Source organism: Pseudomonas asplenii (genome assembly GCF_001293465.1).
Classification (GTDB): domain Bacteria; phylum Pseudomonadota; class Gammaproteobacteria; order Pseudomonadales; family Pseudomonadaceae; genus Aquipseudomonas; species Aquipseudomonas fuscovaginae_B.
On sequence record NZ_JSYZ01000025.1, the window covers coordinates 70,415 to 83,613 of the forward strand.

Sequence of the window (13,199 nt, forward strand, 5' to 3'; positions counted from 1 at the left end):
ATCCCCATGGCGGCTCCCCGGCACGGAGCCGCCTTCCAGGCACCGTGCAACCGTCACACTTTCGTCATCACAGATGCCCTCTGCTGGAAAGGCGACCCCGCGCTCGTTGTTGTGCGAGGAACTGCCTGAGATAGCGATAGGTCGCCCCAAACGGTGCCGCTGCCTGAGTGCACCCTCACCTTCAGACCGAATGATATATCGAGCAAGGGTCCATGTTCTTCCCGCGTGCCAAGTTACGCCGGGACATAGCCTCCAAGTGGATAGGCTTTCATAGGGTTTGACTGACTAGTCACTATTGACTATACCGTCTCCCAGGGACGGAACCCGGTCATCGACGATCTCAGGAGAGATCGTTGCGAGTTGAAGTCATTCCCGCCCCTTCTGGTACAGCAGTACGCGAAAGGAAGCCGGGTCAATTCGCGTTGTCATGGAAGGACAAAACGCCTTGAGCATTCTCGATAGCAGCATCAAACCGTCCGCAGAAGACCAGGCCGACCGTTTCACCGCACGCCATCTCGGCGACTGGCTGGTGTTCTGCCTGATTCTCTACATCAGCAGTGAACTGGACCGCCTCCTGGGGCTCTGGCTGCTCCTGATCCCCCTGCTCGCTGCACCCGCGCTGGTCGCATCCGGCAGTTTCATCGTAGGGTTCGCGGCCAATCTCTGGACGCGCCGCTGGAAACGCCTGGTGTCAGTCGTCGTAGCCCCCGTCATTACCGTCGGCCTGCTGACGGCCTCGTACCACTATGGCGTGGATGCCGGCTGGGTGAGCTTTCAGTTGAAGCGGCATGTCTACCTGGAAACGATTCGCAGCCTGCCGCAGTCGTCGGCCAAGTACCATGAGTGGAGTTGGGGCTCAACGGGTGGCGATGTCGGCACGAACGTGGCCTATACCCTCGTCTATGACGAAACGGACAAGCCACTGACCCAGCCCAGGAACGACAGGCAATGGCAGGATAATGCGTCGGTGCAGCCCTACGGGCATCACTTTTTCCTGGTGACCGAGCTGCGTTGAGGATCGCTACGACCCGGTCGGGATGATCCTCAACCAGGGCCATCGAGCCTGATAGCTTCTTGCTTTGGGCTCGAACAGGTTCGGATCAGGGTATTCGGGGTTGATACGCAGAATGCCCTGCTCCACGTCAGCCAGCCCATACGGCGCATAGACTTCCCCCGAGGCGACATCCAACCCGATGCACGTCCCGGCAATCAGGTAGCGGTCGATCCCCTCCCGGGTCGAATGCAGTTGGGAGTAGGAGCGGCCAAACCGCTCCTCGTACCAAAGATGGACGCGGGCCTGGTTCCTCACCTCGATATTGACCCCGAGATCCTGGAACAGTCGCTCGACCGAGCGGATAACCGCATCCTCGGCTTCCCAGGACAGGTCCTCATCAAAGTAGAAAACGTCGTAGTCCTTTATCCCCCAGTCTGCCGGCAGTTTCGCCTGGTGATTCCACACGGCCTGGAACAGGCAGCCTGCGGTGAGCATGCACTGGTTCAGGCCCAGCGAAGGCAGGCGTGCGGTGATTTGAGCGTTGGCCGGATTGAGCATCGCCAGGCTGATCAGGCGTTCGACAGTCAATGTCATATGGGAGTCCTCTGGGATCTGCTGCTCGCCGTGCTGTGGCGCTGGTGCCCAGCGGCCCCGAACACGGGTTCATCCTGGCTCAGGGGCGTGTCACGCAAACGCGATACCTGATCCATCGATCGAATTCATCCTCCGGGTCCTGGTGAGTTTCAAGCACCTCCAGGAACCCGCAACGCTCAAGCCCCGTCAGGTCCTCAAGCGTCCACCCTGCGGGGAAATCGCTGGAAACATCCTTGCCCTGATGCTCGATCCAGTGGAAAGCCCCGAAAGGCAGGTAGCCCAGCCACTCCGACTTGTAGGTGATCTCGTCCACTGCGCTGGCTGCCACCAACGCCTTGATCCTGTCCTGGATGCTGCCCTGCCTATCACTCATTCTGCTCTCGCTGTTCCACGCAAGGCCAATACTGCCAGCACTGCGACCCAGATCACCGACACCCCATAGTTGAGTCGCTGGTACAGGCCAAACAGGTGCCCCTCGGCGAAGGCCTTGGCCATCATCGCCACGGTAACGATCGACAGGATGACACAGATTGCCGAAAACACGCCGAAGCCGGATGACGACAGCAGTCGCTTGCCGAGGAACACCCAGAACAATGCCGCCAGCGTCAGCGAAACGAACATCACCAGCCCCGACAGGTTGTGGATCTGTTGCGAGAGCGATGGCTGGGCAGGCACGCAGCCCTGGTCACAGGAGAAGTAGCCGGTGGCCAGGCTCGCCAGGCCATGCACGAAGATCAGCGCCGCACTGAGCAGCGCCAGCCGCGAGTCCCTGAAACGTCTGGCCAGCCCCCAGGCAAAGAGCATGAACCACAGCCCCAACGGGAAGTTGTTCACCCAGGCCGAGAAGCTGTGGGTGGGTGCCCCCTCGGCGCCCAATTGACTCATGGCCAGTTCCAGATGGCTGTAGCCCGGATAGGCGAGCGCAGTCAGGGTAACCCCCAGGAACAGCCAGAACGGAATCAGTACGCCCAATCCCAGCAAGGCACGATCGGTGGTTTTCACGGTATGGCGCTCCCTTGTCTTGTAATGATCAGTCCGCGCTCCATGCTAGGGAACAGCCCTCTCATGCGTTACCGATTTTTTTGCAAGGCAGCTTGCGCATGCGTCATGATGCCGCCCCCGCCCCATGGATGGCCCTCAATGACTCGACGCCTGCCGAGCACCTCCGCGCTGCTCGCCCTGGAAGCCGCCGCTCGCCACCAGAGCTTCGCCAAGGCCGCACAGGAACTGGCACTGAGCGAAGGTGCGATCAGCCGCCAGATCGCCAAGCTGGAGGAGTTCATCGGGGTAAGGCTGTTCCATCGCGTGGGCAACCGCGTCGAACTGTCCGCTCCCGGCGCCAGCTATGCGGCACGCATGCGCACGGCGCTGGCCGACATCGAACGCCATACCCGCCAGTTGATGAGCGACACGCAAGGCATGACCTCACTGGAAATCGGCGTGATCCCGACCCTCGCCAGCCGCTGGCTGATCCCCAGGCTCGCGCGGTTTCGGGAGCGTCACCCGGACATCGAAGTCAATCTGCGCGAAAGGACGCAGCCTTTCTCTCTTGAGGAAAGCGACCTGCATGCGGCCATCAACTACGAGCACCCGACCTGGCAGCCGATGAAGGTGCAGTCGCTGTTCGAGGAACCCGTGGTCGCGGTCTGCCATCCACGCCTGGCCGACAGCGTGGCGCACAACATGCCGCTGCTGCACAAGCATAAAAGCCCCTACGGTTGGGACCGCTACGCGCAGCTCGCCAACCTGCAACTGCCCGGCATTTCGGCAGGCCCTACCTATGATCGCTACGCGCTGCTGATTGAAGCGGCCAAGGCCGGCATCGGCATGGCCCTGGTGCCGCGGCTTTATGTCGAGCAGGAATTGAAGGAAGGCCGGCTCAGTGCGCCATGGCCAACGTTCACCCAGTTGAGCGAACGTTATGTGCTGGTCACCCGACCTGCAGCGCAGCGCCCGCCGGCGCTGGAGAAGTTCGAACGCTGGCTGATCGAGGAAGGCGCCAGTCACCTTCCCGCGTGATCAGAACACCAGCTTGTAGCCGATGGTGAACAGCATCAACGCCAGGAACGGCCGCAGGAATCCGTCGGCCACCCGTCCGGCCAGATGACTGCCAAGGTAGATCCCGGGCAACGAGCCCATCAACAGGAAGCCCAGCAGTTCCCAGTTCATGTTGCCCATGCCCGCATGCCCCAGGCCCGCCACCAGCGTCAGTGGCACCGCATGGGCGATCTCGGTGCCGACCAGGCGCCGGGTCGGCAGGAACGGATAGAGGATGAACAACGCCACCGTGCCCAGGGCCCCGGCGCCGATGGAGGTCAGCGCCACCATGGTGCCCAGGACCAGGCCGGTCAGCACGGTCAGGCCGTTCAGCTTGGGCGCGCTGATTCGCGAGTGGTCGACGCCGCGCTGGTGGGCGAACCTCAGCAAGGCCTTCTTGAACAGCACCGCCAGCGCCGTCAGCAACAGCACCACGCCGAGCGCCTGCTTGATGATGCGGTTCAGTTCATCGGGCGCCTCGTTCAGGCTGCTGAGAAACCACAGGGTCAGCAACACTGCCGGCACGCTACCGAGGGTCAGCCAGCCGGTGATCTTCCAGTCGATATTGTCGTTGCGCTTGTGCACCAGCACGCCACCGGACTTGGTGATGGCCGCATAGAGCAAGTCCGTACCCACGGCGGTTGCCGGGTTGATACCGAACCACAACAGAATCGGCGTCATCAGCGAGCCGCCACCGACGCCCGTCATCCCTACGATAAAGCCGACCACCAAGCCTGCTACGACAAAACCGAAATTACCGACATCCATTAGCAAACCCTGGGCGAGACGACCAAAACAGGCGCGCAGCATAGCGGTTAATCTTATGACCGTTTATAAAAATAAAATCTATCGTTATAACCATATCAATGATCGGGCTGATGCTTTTTCTGTTTCAGCAGAGGGATTTGCCTCCTTGAGAACACCTCATAACCCCAGGGGGAACCGGGAGGAAACCCCGAACAGCAAGGGGTCAGTACTGTGATCAGCGCCCCGGCTGCCACTGCGGATACTGCACCAGCCCTTCGTACCGCAACCACGGCACATCATGGGACACCCAGATGTGCTGCTCGGGGATCACCCCCGGGTCCTCGTCCAACGTCGCCACTCGCACGATCACCACCGGCATGTTCAGCCGCTCGGCCATCAGGTGCGAGCCACAGCGCGAACAGAAATGCCGCAGCTTGCCAGGTGACGACTCATAGGCCGTCAGCGCGTCCCGCCCCGTCTTCCAGCGAAAGTGTTCACGCTTGACGCCGGCCGTGCTGGCAAACGCTGCCGCGTGGGTCTTGCGGCAGGTCTGGCAATGGCAATGCCCGATCGGCATGTCGAGCGCATCGACTTCATAGGTGACCGTTCCACACGCACAACTGCCCTTCATATCGGCTCCCGGCTCATGGCTGATTCGAGGGCATCCTACACCGCTGCCGCAGCAGGCGTCAGGTCGCGCGAGACATCAATCCCGGCGCACGCAGCAATAGGCCTCGGTGCGATAGGGAAAGGCAACGGTTTCCTGGCCACGCAAGGCCGGATGGGTCTGAATCAGCTGTTGAAGCTGATCGGCGACAGCGGCCTTTTCCGCCGGCGCTAACGCCGCGATGAAACTGACCGACAGGAATCGATCGATGATCACCTCCCGGGGCGTCCCCACATGGCTGTACTCGAAACGGCTCAGTTGCGGCGCCGAGAAGTAGCGACTGTCGTTGAAGGGCAAGCGCCAGGCACCGGTATGAAAACGCGGCGTGTCACCCTCGTAGGGCGTGATGATCCGGGTGATCTGCGCCACCCAGTCCACCGATTCGTCGCGCACGTTCCACACCAGCCCCAACCGACCGCCGGGCCTGAGTACCCGATGGATCTCGGCCAGCGATGATTCATGGGCAAACCAGTGAAAGGCCTGGGCACAGGTCAGCGCATCCGCGCTGCCGGCGTCCAGCGGCATGGCGTCGGCGGTGCCCGACAGCGCGCGCACCTGCGGCAGGCGCGCCAACAGCTCGGCGCGCATGGCCTCCACCGGTTCGACCGCGGTCACCATGGCCCCGGTCTGACTGAGCAGGCGGGTGAACTTGCCGGTGCCGGCGCCCAGATCGATTACCCGGGCAGTGGGGACGGCGCCCAGGGTGTCACGCAACCATGGCAGCAACTCGGCGGGATAGTCAGGGCGCCCCTGGGCGTAGGTCTTGGCTTCGGCGCTGAAGCCGACTTGTGCAGCCTGGTGAACACCCGACATACCAGCGATCTCCGTAGGTCAATCCTGCAGGATACTACCCGAATCAGTCATCCAGATCCTTGGGCGCGGCAGGCGCCTTGCCCGGTTTTTCCGCCTTGCCGGGCTTGCCGCCCTTCTCCGGCTTGGCTTCGGCGGCGGCCGGGGCTGGCGCGGGTGTCGGCGCGACGGTAGCTTTCTCGGCAGCCGGCAAGTCATCGACCGCCTTGAACACCTCGGCGATCGGCAACGGCCCGTCATGCTCGAGGGTCTTCTGCTGGCCGTCCTTGCCCACCAGAATCACCGTGGACTTGCCTTCCGGTGTGACGCCCAGCTTCAGTCCACGGATCAGCGCCATGGTGGTCGGCTGCTCCATGTATTTGTCGGCGCGCTTGCCCACCGTCTGGGCCACTTCGTACAGCACCAGTTGACGCTCGTCGAACGCCTTGCGGTTGGCCGGCTCGTCAAGGGCCTTCTTCAGCCCGACCAGGGTCGGGTCCGCGGTGCTCGGTGCAATCACCACCAGTGCGCGGGATTTTCCGAAGTCCTGGGCCAACGGAGAGTCGACATCGGCGGCCAGCAACGGGCCGGACGCGAAGATCGACAGGGCGGCGAGGGTCAAAGACCGGACGAACATACACACCTCCTTTGAATATTCATGGGGTAATGATTGCGCATCGTAGGAAAAGATCCACACAGGGCCGAGTTATTTCTCAAAATTCAGGTAACGGGATCTTTCTTCCAACAGGATATCGAACAGCGCCTGGGCCGCCGTGGACAACTCATGGCCCGGTTTGGTCAACACGCCGATGGCCCGCTCGACCACCGGCCCATGCAGGGTGAGGCAACGCGCACCCAGCTCGCGCATCTGCCCGACACACAGCGCCGGCACCGCGCTCACGCCTAGGCCACTGGCGACCATGCGCCCCACCGTCGCCAGTTGATGGCTCTCGAACTCCACCGGCAAGGTCATGCCCCGGGCATGCAGGTGCTCCTCGAGCATCACCCGCACATTCGACGGGCGCTGCAAGGTGATGAAGGGCTCACGCAGCAAGGTGTCCCAATCGATCTCGGCCGCGTCGGCCAGCGGCGAATCCGCCGGCACCACGGCCACGAAGCGATCGATGTACAGCGGCGTAAAGCGTAGCGACGAGTTCTGCAGCGGCTCGAAGGCCACGCCCAACTCCACCTGGCGATCGCCGACCATCTCCAGTACCTGCTCGTTGATCACATCGTTCACCGCCACGTTGACCTGCGGGTAGCGCGCGCGAAAGGTCTTGAGGATCGGCGGCAGCAGGTTGCCGGCGAACGACGGCATCGCCGCCAGGGTCACCCGGCCGCGCTGCAGGGTGAAACGTTGGCGTAATTCATCCTCGGCATTGTCCCAGTCGGCGATCAGGCGCCGGGCCAGCGGCACCAGCGCCTCGCCCTCGGGAGTCAGGGCGACGTTGCGGGTGTTGCGACTGAACAGGCGCCCGCCCAGCCCTTCCTCCAACGCCTTGATGGTCAGGCTCAGGGCCGATTGCGAGAGGAACAGCCGTTCACCGGCCACGGCGAAACTCAGGCTCTGGGCAACGGCGAGAAACGCCCTAAGCTGTTTGACGGTCATCGGAATTTTCTCATGGCAGCGGGCATTTATTGAGTTTTCTCAATCAATCAAACCTAAAAATCAACTTAACAAATATATTTCCCGGAGCAACACTCTGTCCAAAGGTCGTGAAGGCCAACGAACAACAAAAGAGGATCATGCAGATGGCAGGTTTCGATAAACGCGTGGCGTCCTACGAGGAGGCCCTCGCCGGCCTCGAAGACGGCATGACCGTACTCTCCGGCGGCTTCGGCCTGTGTGGCATCCCGGAAAACCTGATCGCCGAGATCAAGCGCCGTGGCACCCGCGACCTCACCGTGGTTTCCAACAACTGCGGCGTCGATGGTTTCGGCCTCGGCGTGCTGCTCGAAGACCGGCAGATCCGCAAGGTGGTGGCCTCCTACGTCGGCGAGAACGCCCTGTTCGAGAAGCAACTGCTCAGCGGGGAAATCGAAGTGGTGCTGACCCCGCAAGGTACCCTGGCCGAGAAGATGCGCGCCGGCGGGGCTGGCATTCCGGCCTTTTTCACCGCCACCGGCGTCGGCACCCCCGTGGCCGAGGGCAAGGAAACCCGTGAATTCAACGGCCGCCCGTACCTGATGGAAGAATCCATCACCGGCGACTTCGCCATCGTCAAGGGCTGGAAAGCCGACCATTTCGGCAACGTCATCTATCGCCATACCGCACAGAACTTCAACCCGCTGGCGGCCACCGCCGGCCGGATCACCGTGGTCGAAGTCGAGGAAATCGTCGAACCGGGCGAACTGGACCCGGCGCAGATCCATACCCCGGGCATCTACGTCGACCGGATCATCTGCGGCACGTTCGAGAAGCGCATCGAACAGCGCACCGTGCGCAAGTAATCCCCGGCCCCCTCGACTTACGGAGAACAAGAACATGGCACTTTCCCGCGAACAAATGGCCCAGCGCGTCGCCCGCGAGCTGCAGGACGGCTTCTACGTCAACCTCGGCATCGGCATCCCGACCCTGGTCGCCAACTACATCCCGGCCGGCATGGAAGTCATGCTGCAATCGGAAAACGGCCTGCTCGGCATGGGCGCCTTCCCCACCGAAGACGCGGTCGACGCCGACATGATCAACGCCGGCAAGCAGACCGTCACCGCCCGTATCGGCGCGTCGATCTTCTCCTCCGCCGAATCCTTCGCGATGATCCGCGGCGGCCACATCGACCTGACCGTACTCGGCGCCTTCGAGGTCGACGTGCAGGGCAACATCGCCTCCTGGATGATCCCCGGCAAGCTGGTCAAGGGCATGGGCGGCGCCATGGACCTGGTGGCGGGAGCCGAGAACATCATCGTCACCATGACCCATGCCTCCAAGGATGGCGAATCGAAGCTCCTGTCCAAATGCAGCCTGCCGCTGACCGGTGCCAATTGCATCAAGCGCGTGCTGACGGACCTGGCCTACCTGGAAATCGAAAATGGCGCTTTTGTCCTCAAGGAACGCGCTCCTGGCGTCAGCGTCGAAGAGATTGTCAGCAAGACCGCGGGTAAACTGATCGTTCCCGACCATGTGCCTGAAATGCAGTTTTCCTGATGAGGAATGAAGCGATGCAAGACGTAGTGATTGTTGCCGCCACCCGTACGGCGATCGGCAGCTTCCAGGGTGCGCTGGCCAACGTCAGCGCGGTGGATCTCGGTGCGGCGGTGATCCGCCAGTTGCTGAGCCAGACCGGCCTGGACGGTGCGCAGGTCGATGAAGTGATCATGGGCCAGGTGCTCACCGCCGGTGCCGGCCAGAACCCGGCGCGCCAGGCCGCGATCAAGGCCGGCCTGCCCCACGCCGTGCCGGCCATGACTCTGAACAAGGTCTGCGGTTCGGGCCTCAAGGCCCTGCACCTGGGCGCCCAGGCTATCCGCTGCGGCGATGCCGAGGTGATCATCGCCGGAGGCCAGGAAAACATGAGCCTGTCCAACTACGTGCTGCCCGGTGCCCGCACCGGCCTGCGCATGGGCCATAGCCAGATGATCGACACCATGATCAGCGACGGGCTGTGGGACGCGTTCAACGACTACCACATGGGCATCACCGCCGAGAACCTGGTGGCCAAGTACGACATCAGCCGTGAAGCCCAGGATGCCTTCGCCGCCGCCTCGCAGCAGAAGGCCGTGGCCGCCATCGAGGCCGGGCGTTTCGTCGACGAGATCACGCCGATCCTGATTCCCCAGCGCAAGGGCGACCCTCTGGCATTCGCCACCGACGAACAGCCACGCGCCGGCACCACGGCCGAGGCGCTGGCCAAACTCAAGCCGGCGTTCAAGAAGGACGGCACGGTGACCGCGGGCAACGCCTCGTCGCTGAACGACGGTGCCGCCGCGGTGATCCTGATGAGCGCCGCCAAGGCCAAGGCCCTGGGCCTGCCGGTGCTGGCGAAGATCGCCGGTTATGCCAACGCGGGTGTCGACCCGGCGATCATGGGCATCGGCCCGGTCAGCGCGACCAGGCGCTGCCTGGAAAAGGCCGGCTGGAGCCTGGAGCAACTGGACCTGATCGAAGCCAACGAGGCCTTCGCCGCCCAGTCGCTGTCGGTGGGCCAGGAACTGGGTTGGGACGCCAGCAAGGTCAACGTCAATGGTGGCGCCATTGCATTGGGCCATCCGATCGGCGCCTCGGGTTGCCGGGTGCTGGTGACCCTGCTGCACGAAATGATCAAGCGTGATGCGAAAAAAGGCCTGGCGACCCTGTGCATCGGCGGTGGCCAGGGCGTGGCGCTGGCGATCGAGCGTTAAAAAAGGCCCCTTCGCGGGCAAGCCCGGCTCCTGCACAATGGATGTCCGATCCTTCTGATGGGAGCCGGCTGCCACCGCAGAACGAGTGCTATCCTCGACTCATGTTTCCATGCCTGTCGAGGCCAGCCCCCGCATGATTCTCGTCCTGCTGCCCCACTGCGACTACGACCCCACCGAAAGCAGCGTGCCCTGGCAGTATCTGCAGCGTGCCGGCATCGAAATCCGTTTCGCCACCCCCGAAGGCACCGTCGCCCATGCCGACCCGCGCCTGGTGGAACACGGCTTCGGCCCACTCAATCCGCTGCTGATGACCCGCAGGCCCGACCTGGACAGCTATCGGGCTATGCTTGCCGACCCGCACTTCCAGCATCCCCTGGCCTACGCCGATGTCGACCCAACGCAATTCGACGGCCTGCTGGTCCCTGGCGGCCACGCCGATGGCATGCGCAGCCTGCTGGACTCCGAGGCGGCGAAACGGATCGCCCTGCACTTCTTCAAGACCGGCAAACCGATCGCCTCGGTCTGCCACGGCCCGCTGCTGTTCGCCCGTACCCTCGACCCCGACACGGGCCGCTCGGTGCTGTACGGACGCAAGGTCACCGGCCTGCTGTCGATGACCATGGAATTGGCCGCCTGGCTGATTACCGCGCCGTGGCTCGGTCGCTACTACCGCACCTACCCGCAGACCGTCGAAGCCGAGATCAAGACCGTGCTCGCCAGCCCCGGGGACTTCATCAGCGGGCCACCGGCGCTGCTGCGTGACTCGGCCAGTAAACCCGGACGCGGCTTCACCGTCCGCGACGGCAACCTGCTGACCGCGCGGTGGCCCGGCGACTGCCATCGCCTCGCCACCGAATGGCTGAAGATGATCAAGGAAGCGCGCAACGCCTGAGCCGAATTAACCGCCCTGGCTGTTCAAGGTTGAAACGGCTACAGGCAACCGTGACACTCAAGCCCTGCCCGGCTGCCGGGTGAGCATTACCTCCAGCTCGACCGTGTGCACGAAGCACAGCTTGTTGCCTTCCGGGTCGCGGCAGTAGGCGCCGTAGTAATCGGCCGCATAGTGGGGCCGCAGGCCCGGCGCGCCCTCGTCCCTTGCGCCCAGGGCCAGGGCACGGTCCCAGGCCGCCTGCACCGCCGCCCGGGACGGTGCGGCGAAGCTCACCTGCACACCGTTGCCCCAGGTCGCCGGCAGGCCGTTGAACGGCTCCTGCACGAAAAAGTGCGGCCAGTCCCAACCCGGCAACCGCCAGCCGGCGCCCGGCGGGCCGCCATCCTGCTCATCGGCCATGCGCACCAGGCCGAGTTCGGCCAGTACAGCTTCGTAGAAGGCAATCATGCGCGGCAGGTCCCGCGCGCCGAGCTGGATATGACTGAACATGGGAATCCTCCCTGATGAATGGCAGGTCGCTCAGTCGAGCCTGAAGGCGTCGTCCAGCGGAATGCGATAACCGTTGGCCAGCCGGTTGGTTTCGTTGGCCATGCCGACCACCGCCTGCAGTTCGCCGAACATCGCGTCGGTCATCCCCGCCTTGCGCGCCGCCGCGGTGTGGGAGGCGATGCAGTACGGGCAGTTGTTGGTGACGCTGACGGCGACATAGATCAGTTCCTTGGTCAGCGGGTCCAGGGCGCCGGGGGCCATGATCTCCTTGAGGCTGTCCCAGGTGCGGCGCAGGGTCGGCGGATGCGCGGCCAGGCACTTCCAGAAATTGTTGACCTGCTCGACCTTGCGGGTCTGCATGATGTCATCGTAAACCGCGCGTACTTCGGGGCTGGCGTCTTCGTATTCGGTCAGGTGCTGGGACGACATGGAGCTTCCTCGCAATGAATGGATTAGCACGTCAAGGCGCCTACGTTACGCCTTCTGCCCGCGCAGACGAAAGCTCCCCGGACTCTCCCCCGTCCATTGCTTGAAGGCCCGGTGGAACGCACTCGGCTCGCGAAAGCCGACTTCCAGGGCGATCTCGGCAATGCTCGTGCGGGTGCTGCGCAGGCGCTCGAAGGCGATGGCGCGACGGACTTCGTCCTTGATCTCCTGGTAGGAAAACCCCTCACGCTGCAAGGCCCGGCGCAGGCTGGCCAGGTGAATGCCGAATTCGTCGGCCAGTTGCTCCAGGGTCGGCCAATGATCGTAGCCGCACGAACGCAGGCGCTGGTGCACCCGGGCACTGAAGCCCTCGCGATTGCGAAACCGGATGAACACCGACTGCGGCGCATCGCGCAGGAACCCATAGAGCGACTTGCGGTCGGCCAGCACCGGCAGCCGCAGGTACTCGCGCTCGAACTCGATTTCGGTGACCGCCGCGTCGAACTCGACATAGGCGCCCCACAGCAGGTGCTCGTCGCCATGGGGTGCCCGGGCATAGGCGAAGCGTGCCCGACTGATGGGAATCCGCCGGCCGGCCAGCCAGCACATCAGGCCGACGATCAGGATCAGGAAGGTTTCGGTAACCACCGCCTGCAGGTACGGGTCGCGGGCATCCGTGGTCATCACCACGGCGACCCGCTTGCCGCGCGCCTGCACCTGGGCCTGGATGTCGCGCAGGAACAGCGCGAAATACTCCAGCGACAGGCCCAGTGCCTTGCCTACCGTCGGTGCCTGGATCAGGCCGCGGCAGATCAGGGCAAAGCTGCCGACGGGCATGCCGTGGGAGTCGAAGCCGAAGAACTCATCGCCCAGCTCGCGGATCACCGCCAACCACAACTGGGCCAATTGCCGGGGAGCCACCCGCTCGCCCAGTTCCTCCACCGAGCGCTCGCTGAAACCGGCACCCTGCAGCAACTCGGCGACCCGTTGCGGGTTGTCGAGAAAGCGCGTCAGCAGGGCCTTGACGAAGTACGACGACACCGAATGTTTTTCTTTCATGAATCCCAGGCTGCGTATGGCAAAAAAGAACAGATTTACTGAGCGGTTTCGGCATAGGCCGAACCGATGTGCGGTCCTAGACTGGGCGACCAGATAGGTCCTGCTTCAGATAGGGCGCCCGAGACGGGCTAGGCTATGTACGAAATCGCTTGAAACTTGGTTATGCG

17 protein-coding genes are annotated in these 13,199 nt (G+C 63.3%); 6 read left to right on the plus strand and 11 right to left on the minus strand.

The window, feature by feature from the left end; translation table 11 throughout:
- Positions 1-445: 445 nt before the first annotated feature.
- Positions 446-1,015, plus strand: a complete 570-nt coding sequence (locus PF66_RS27005) for a hypothetical protein (protein ID WP_054059992.1) — start codon at positions 446-448, stop codon at positions 1,013-1,015.
- Positions 1,016-1,021: 6 nt separating this feature from the next.
- On the opposite strand, the gene PF66_RS27010 is transcribed toward PF66_RS27005, so the two are convergent.
- The 3 genes from PF66_RS27010 to PF66_RS27020 form a co-directional block, all read right to left on the minus strand.
- Complete coding sequence (locus PF66_RS27010) at positions 1,022-1,588, minus strand: nucleotidyltransferase family protein (protein ID WP_054059984.1); 567 nt, start codon at positions 1,586-1,588, stop codon at positions 1,022-1,024.
- A gap of 79 nt (positions 1,589-1,667) precedes the next feature.
- Complete coding sequence (locus PF66_RS27015; protein WP_054059985.1) at positions 1,668-1,961, minus strand: hypothetical protein; 294 nt, start codon at positions 1,959-1,961, stop codon at positions 1,668-1,670.
- Positions 1,958-2,590, minus strand: a complete 633-nt coding sequence (locus PF66_RS27020) for a DUF998 domain-containing protein (RefSeq protein ID WP_054064351.1) — start codon at positions 2,588-2,590, stop codon at positions 1,958-1,960. The genes PF66_RS27015 and PF66_RS27020 overlap by 4 nt, the downstream gene beginning before the upstream one ends.
- Before the next feature lie 138 nt (positions 2,591-2,728).
- Between PF66_RS27020 and PF66_RS27025 the strand changes: the two genes are divergently transcribed.
- The gene (locus PF66_RS27025) at positions 2,729-3,607 is read left to right on the plus strand and encodes a LysR substrate-binding domain-containing protein (protein WP_054064352.1); all 879 of its coding nucleotides are present in this window, start codon (positions 2,729-2,731) and stop codon (positions 3,605-3,607) included.
- Here PF66_RS27025 and PF66_RS27030 read toward each other — a convergent pair whose 3' ends face one another.
- From PF66_RS27030 to PF66_RS27050, 5 genes are all read right to left on the minus strand, one after another.
- A complete protein-coding gene (locus PF66_RS27030; protein ID WP_054059988.1) occupies positions 3,608-4,393 on the minus strand; it encodes a sulfite exporter TauE/SafE family protein in 786 nt (261 codons plus the stop codon).
- A gap of 214 nt (positions 4,394-4,607) precedes the next feature.
- Entirely contained in the window at positions 4,608-5,003 is a 396-nt protein-coding gene (locus tag PF66_RS27035) for a GFA family protein (protein WP_054059989.1), read from the minus strand.
- A gap of 75 nt (positions 5,004-5,078) precedes the next feature.
- Positions 5,079-5,852, minus strand: coding sequence for a class I SAM-dependent methyltransferase (locus tag PF66_RS27040; protein ID WP_054064353.1), 774 nt, complete (start codon positions 5,850-5,852; stop codon positions 5,079-5,081).
- 43 nt (positions 5,853-5,895) lie between these two features.
- Positions 5,896-6,465 carry a DUF4174 domain-containing protein gene (locus tag PF66_RS27045; protein WP_054064354.1) on the minus strand — a complete coding sequence of 190 codons (570 nt, stop codon included), beginning with the start codon at positions 6,463-6,465 and terminating at the stop codon, positions 5,896-5,898.
- 69 nt (positions 6,466-6,534) lie between these two features.
- On the minus strand, positions 6,535-7,437 hold the full coding sequence (locus tag PF66_RS27050) for a LysR family transcriptional regulator (RefSeq protein ID WP_054060778.1): 903 nt from the start codon (positions 7,435-7,437) through the stop codon (positions 6,535-6,537).
- Positions 7,438-7,580: 143 nt separating this feature from the next.
- Between PF66_RS27050 and PF66_RS27055 the strand changes: the two genes are divergently transcribed.
- The 4 genes from PF66_RS27055 to PF66_RS27070 all read left to right on the plus strand — a co-directional run bounded on the left by PF66_RS27055 (position 7,581) and on the right by PF66_RS27070 (position 11,058).
- On the plus strand, positions 7,581-8,279 hold the full coding sequence (locus tag PF66_RS27055; RefSeq protein ID WP_026144891.1) for a CoA transferase subunit A: 699 nt from the start codon (positions 7,581-7,583) through the stop codon (positions 8,277-8,279).
- Positions 8,280-8,313: 34 nt separating this feature from the next.
- Positions 8,314-8,973: a CoA transferase subunit B gene (locus PF66_RS27060; protein ID WP_017902124.1), complete on the plus strand. Its 660-nt coding sequence runs from the start codon at positions 8,314-8,316 to the stop codon at positions 8,971-8,973.
- Positions 8,974-8,987: 14 nt separating this feature from the next.
- A complete protein-coding gene (locus tag PF66_RS27065) occupies positions 8,988-10,166 on the plus strand; it encodes an acetyl-CoA C-acetyltransferase (protein ID WP_054064355.1) in 1,179 nt (392 codons plus the stop codon).
- A 133-nt stretch (positions 10,167-10,299) separates the two neighbouring features.
- Positions 10,300-11,058, plus strand: coding sequence for a DJ-1/PfpI family protein (locus PF66_RS27070; RefSeq protein WP_054064428.1), 759 nt, complete (start codon positions 10,300-10,302; stop codon positions 11,056-11,058).
- 57 nt (positions 11,059-11,115) lie between these two features.
- Here the strand turns inward: PF66_RS27070 and PF66_RS27075 are convergent, their stop codons facing one another.
- The 3 genes from PF66_RS27075 to PF66_RS27085 are packed head-to-tail and all read right to left on the minus strand — an operon-like array spanning position 11,116 to position 13,032.
- On the minus strand, positions 11,116-11,547 hold the full coding sequence (locus tag PF66_RS27075) for a VOC family protein (protein WP_054060777.1): 432 nt from the start codon (positions 11,545-11,547) through the stop codon (positions 11,116-11,118).
- A 30-nt stretch (positions 11,548-11,577) separates the two neighbouring features.
- Positions 11,578-11,976 (minus strand): carboxymuconolactone decarboxylase family protein, encoded by a 399-nt coding sequence (locus PF66_RS27080; protein ID WP_054064356.1) that lies wholly within the window; start codon positions 11,974-11,976, stop codon positions 11,578-11,580.
- 45 nt (positions 11,977-12,021) lie between these two features.
- Positions 12,022-13,032 (minus strand): AraC family transcriptional regulator, encoded by a 1,011-nt coding sequence (locus PF66_RS27085; RefSeq protein ID WP_054064357.1) that lies wholly within the window; start codon positions 13,030-13,032, stop codon positions 12,022-12,024.
- Positions 13,033-13,199: the final 167 nt, after the last annotated feature.

Bases quoted from the DNA above. Each gene is read 5' to 3' on its own strand.
- PF66_RS27010 (WP_054059984.1), bottom strand. From the start codon at position 1,588: ATGACATTGACTGTCGAACGCCTGATCAGCCTGGCGATGCTCAATCCG.
- PF66_RS27055 (WP_026144891.1), top strand. From the start codon at position 7,581: ATGGCAGGTTTCGATAAACGCGTGGCGTCCTACGAGGAGGCCCTCGCC.
- PF66_RS27045 (WP_054064354.1), bottom strand. From the start codon at position 6,465: ATGTTCGTCCGGTCTTTGACCCTCGCCGCCCTGTCGATCTTCGCGTCC.
- PF66_RS27080 (WP_054064356.1), bottom strand. From the start codon at position 11,976: ATGTCGTCCCAGCACCTGACCGAATACGAAGACGCCAGCCCCGAAGTA.
- PF66_RS27025 (WP_054064352.1), top strand. From the start codon at position 2,729: ATGACTCGACGCCTGCCGAGCACCTCCGCGCTGCTCGCCCTGGAAGCC.
- PF66_RS27060 (WP_017902124.1), top strand. From the start codon at position 8,314: ATGGCACTTTCCCGCGAACAAATGGCCCAGCGCGTCGCCCGCGAGCTG.
- PF66_RS27085 (WP_054064357.1), bottom strand. From the start codon at position 13,032: ATGAAAGAAAAACATTCGGTGTCGTCGTACTTCGTCAAGGCCCTGCTG.
- PF66_RS27030 (WP_054059988.1), bottom strand. From the start codon at position 4,393: ATGGATGTCGGTAATTTCGGTTTTGTCGTAGCAGGCTTGGTGGTCGGC.
- PF66_RS27065 (WP_054064355.1), top strand. From the start codon at position 8,988: ATGCAAGACGTAGTGATTGTTGCCGCCACCCGTACGGCGATCGGCAGC.
- PF66_RS27015 (WP_054059985.1), bottom strand. From the start codon at position 1,961: ATGAGTGATAGGCAGGGCAGCATCCAGGACAGGATCAAGGCGTTGGTG.
- PF66_RS27075 (WP_054060777.1), bottom strand. From the start codon at position 11,547: ATGTTCAGTCATATCCAGCTCGGCGCGCGGGACCTGCCGCGCATGATT.
- PF66_RS27070 (WP_054064428.1), top strand. From the start codon at position 10,300: ATGATTCTCGTCCTGCTGCCCCACTGCGACTACGACCCCACCGAAAGC.
- PF66_RS27050 (WP_054060778.1), bottom strand. From the start codon at position 7,437: ATGACCGTCAAACAGCTTAGGGCGTTTCTCGCCGTTGCCCAGAGCCTG.
- PF66_RS27040 (WP_054064353.1), bottom strand. From the start codon at position 5,852: ATGTCGGGTGTTCACCAGGCTGCACAAGTCGGCTTCAGCGCCGAAGCC.
- PF66_RS27035 (WP_054059989.1), bottom strand. From the start codon at position 5,003: ATGAAGGGCAGTTGTGCGTGTGGAACGGTCACCTATGAAGTCGATGCG.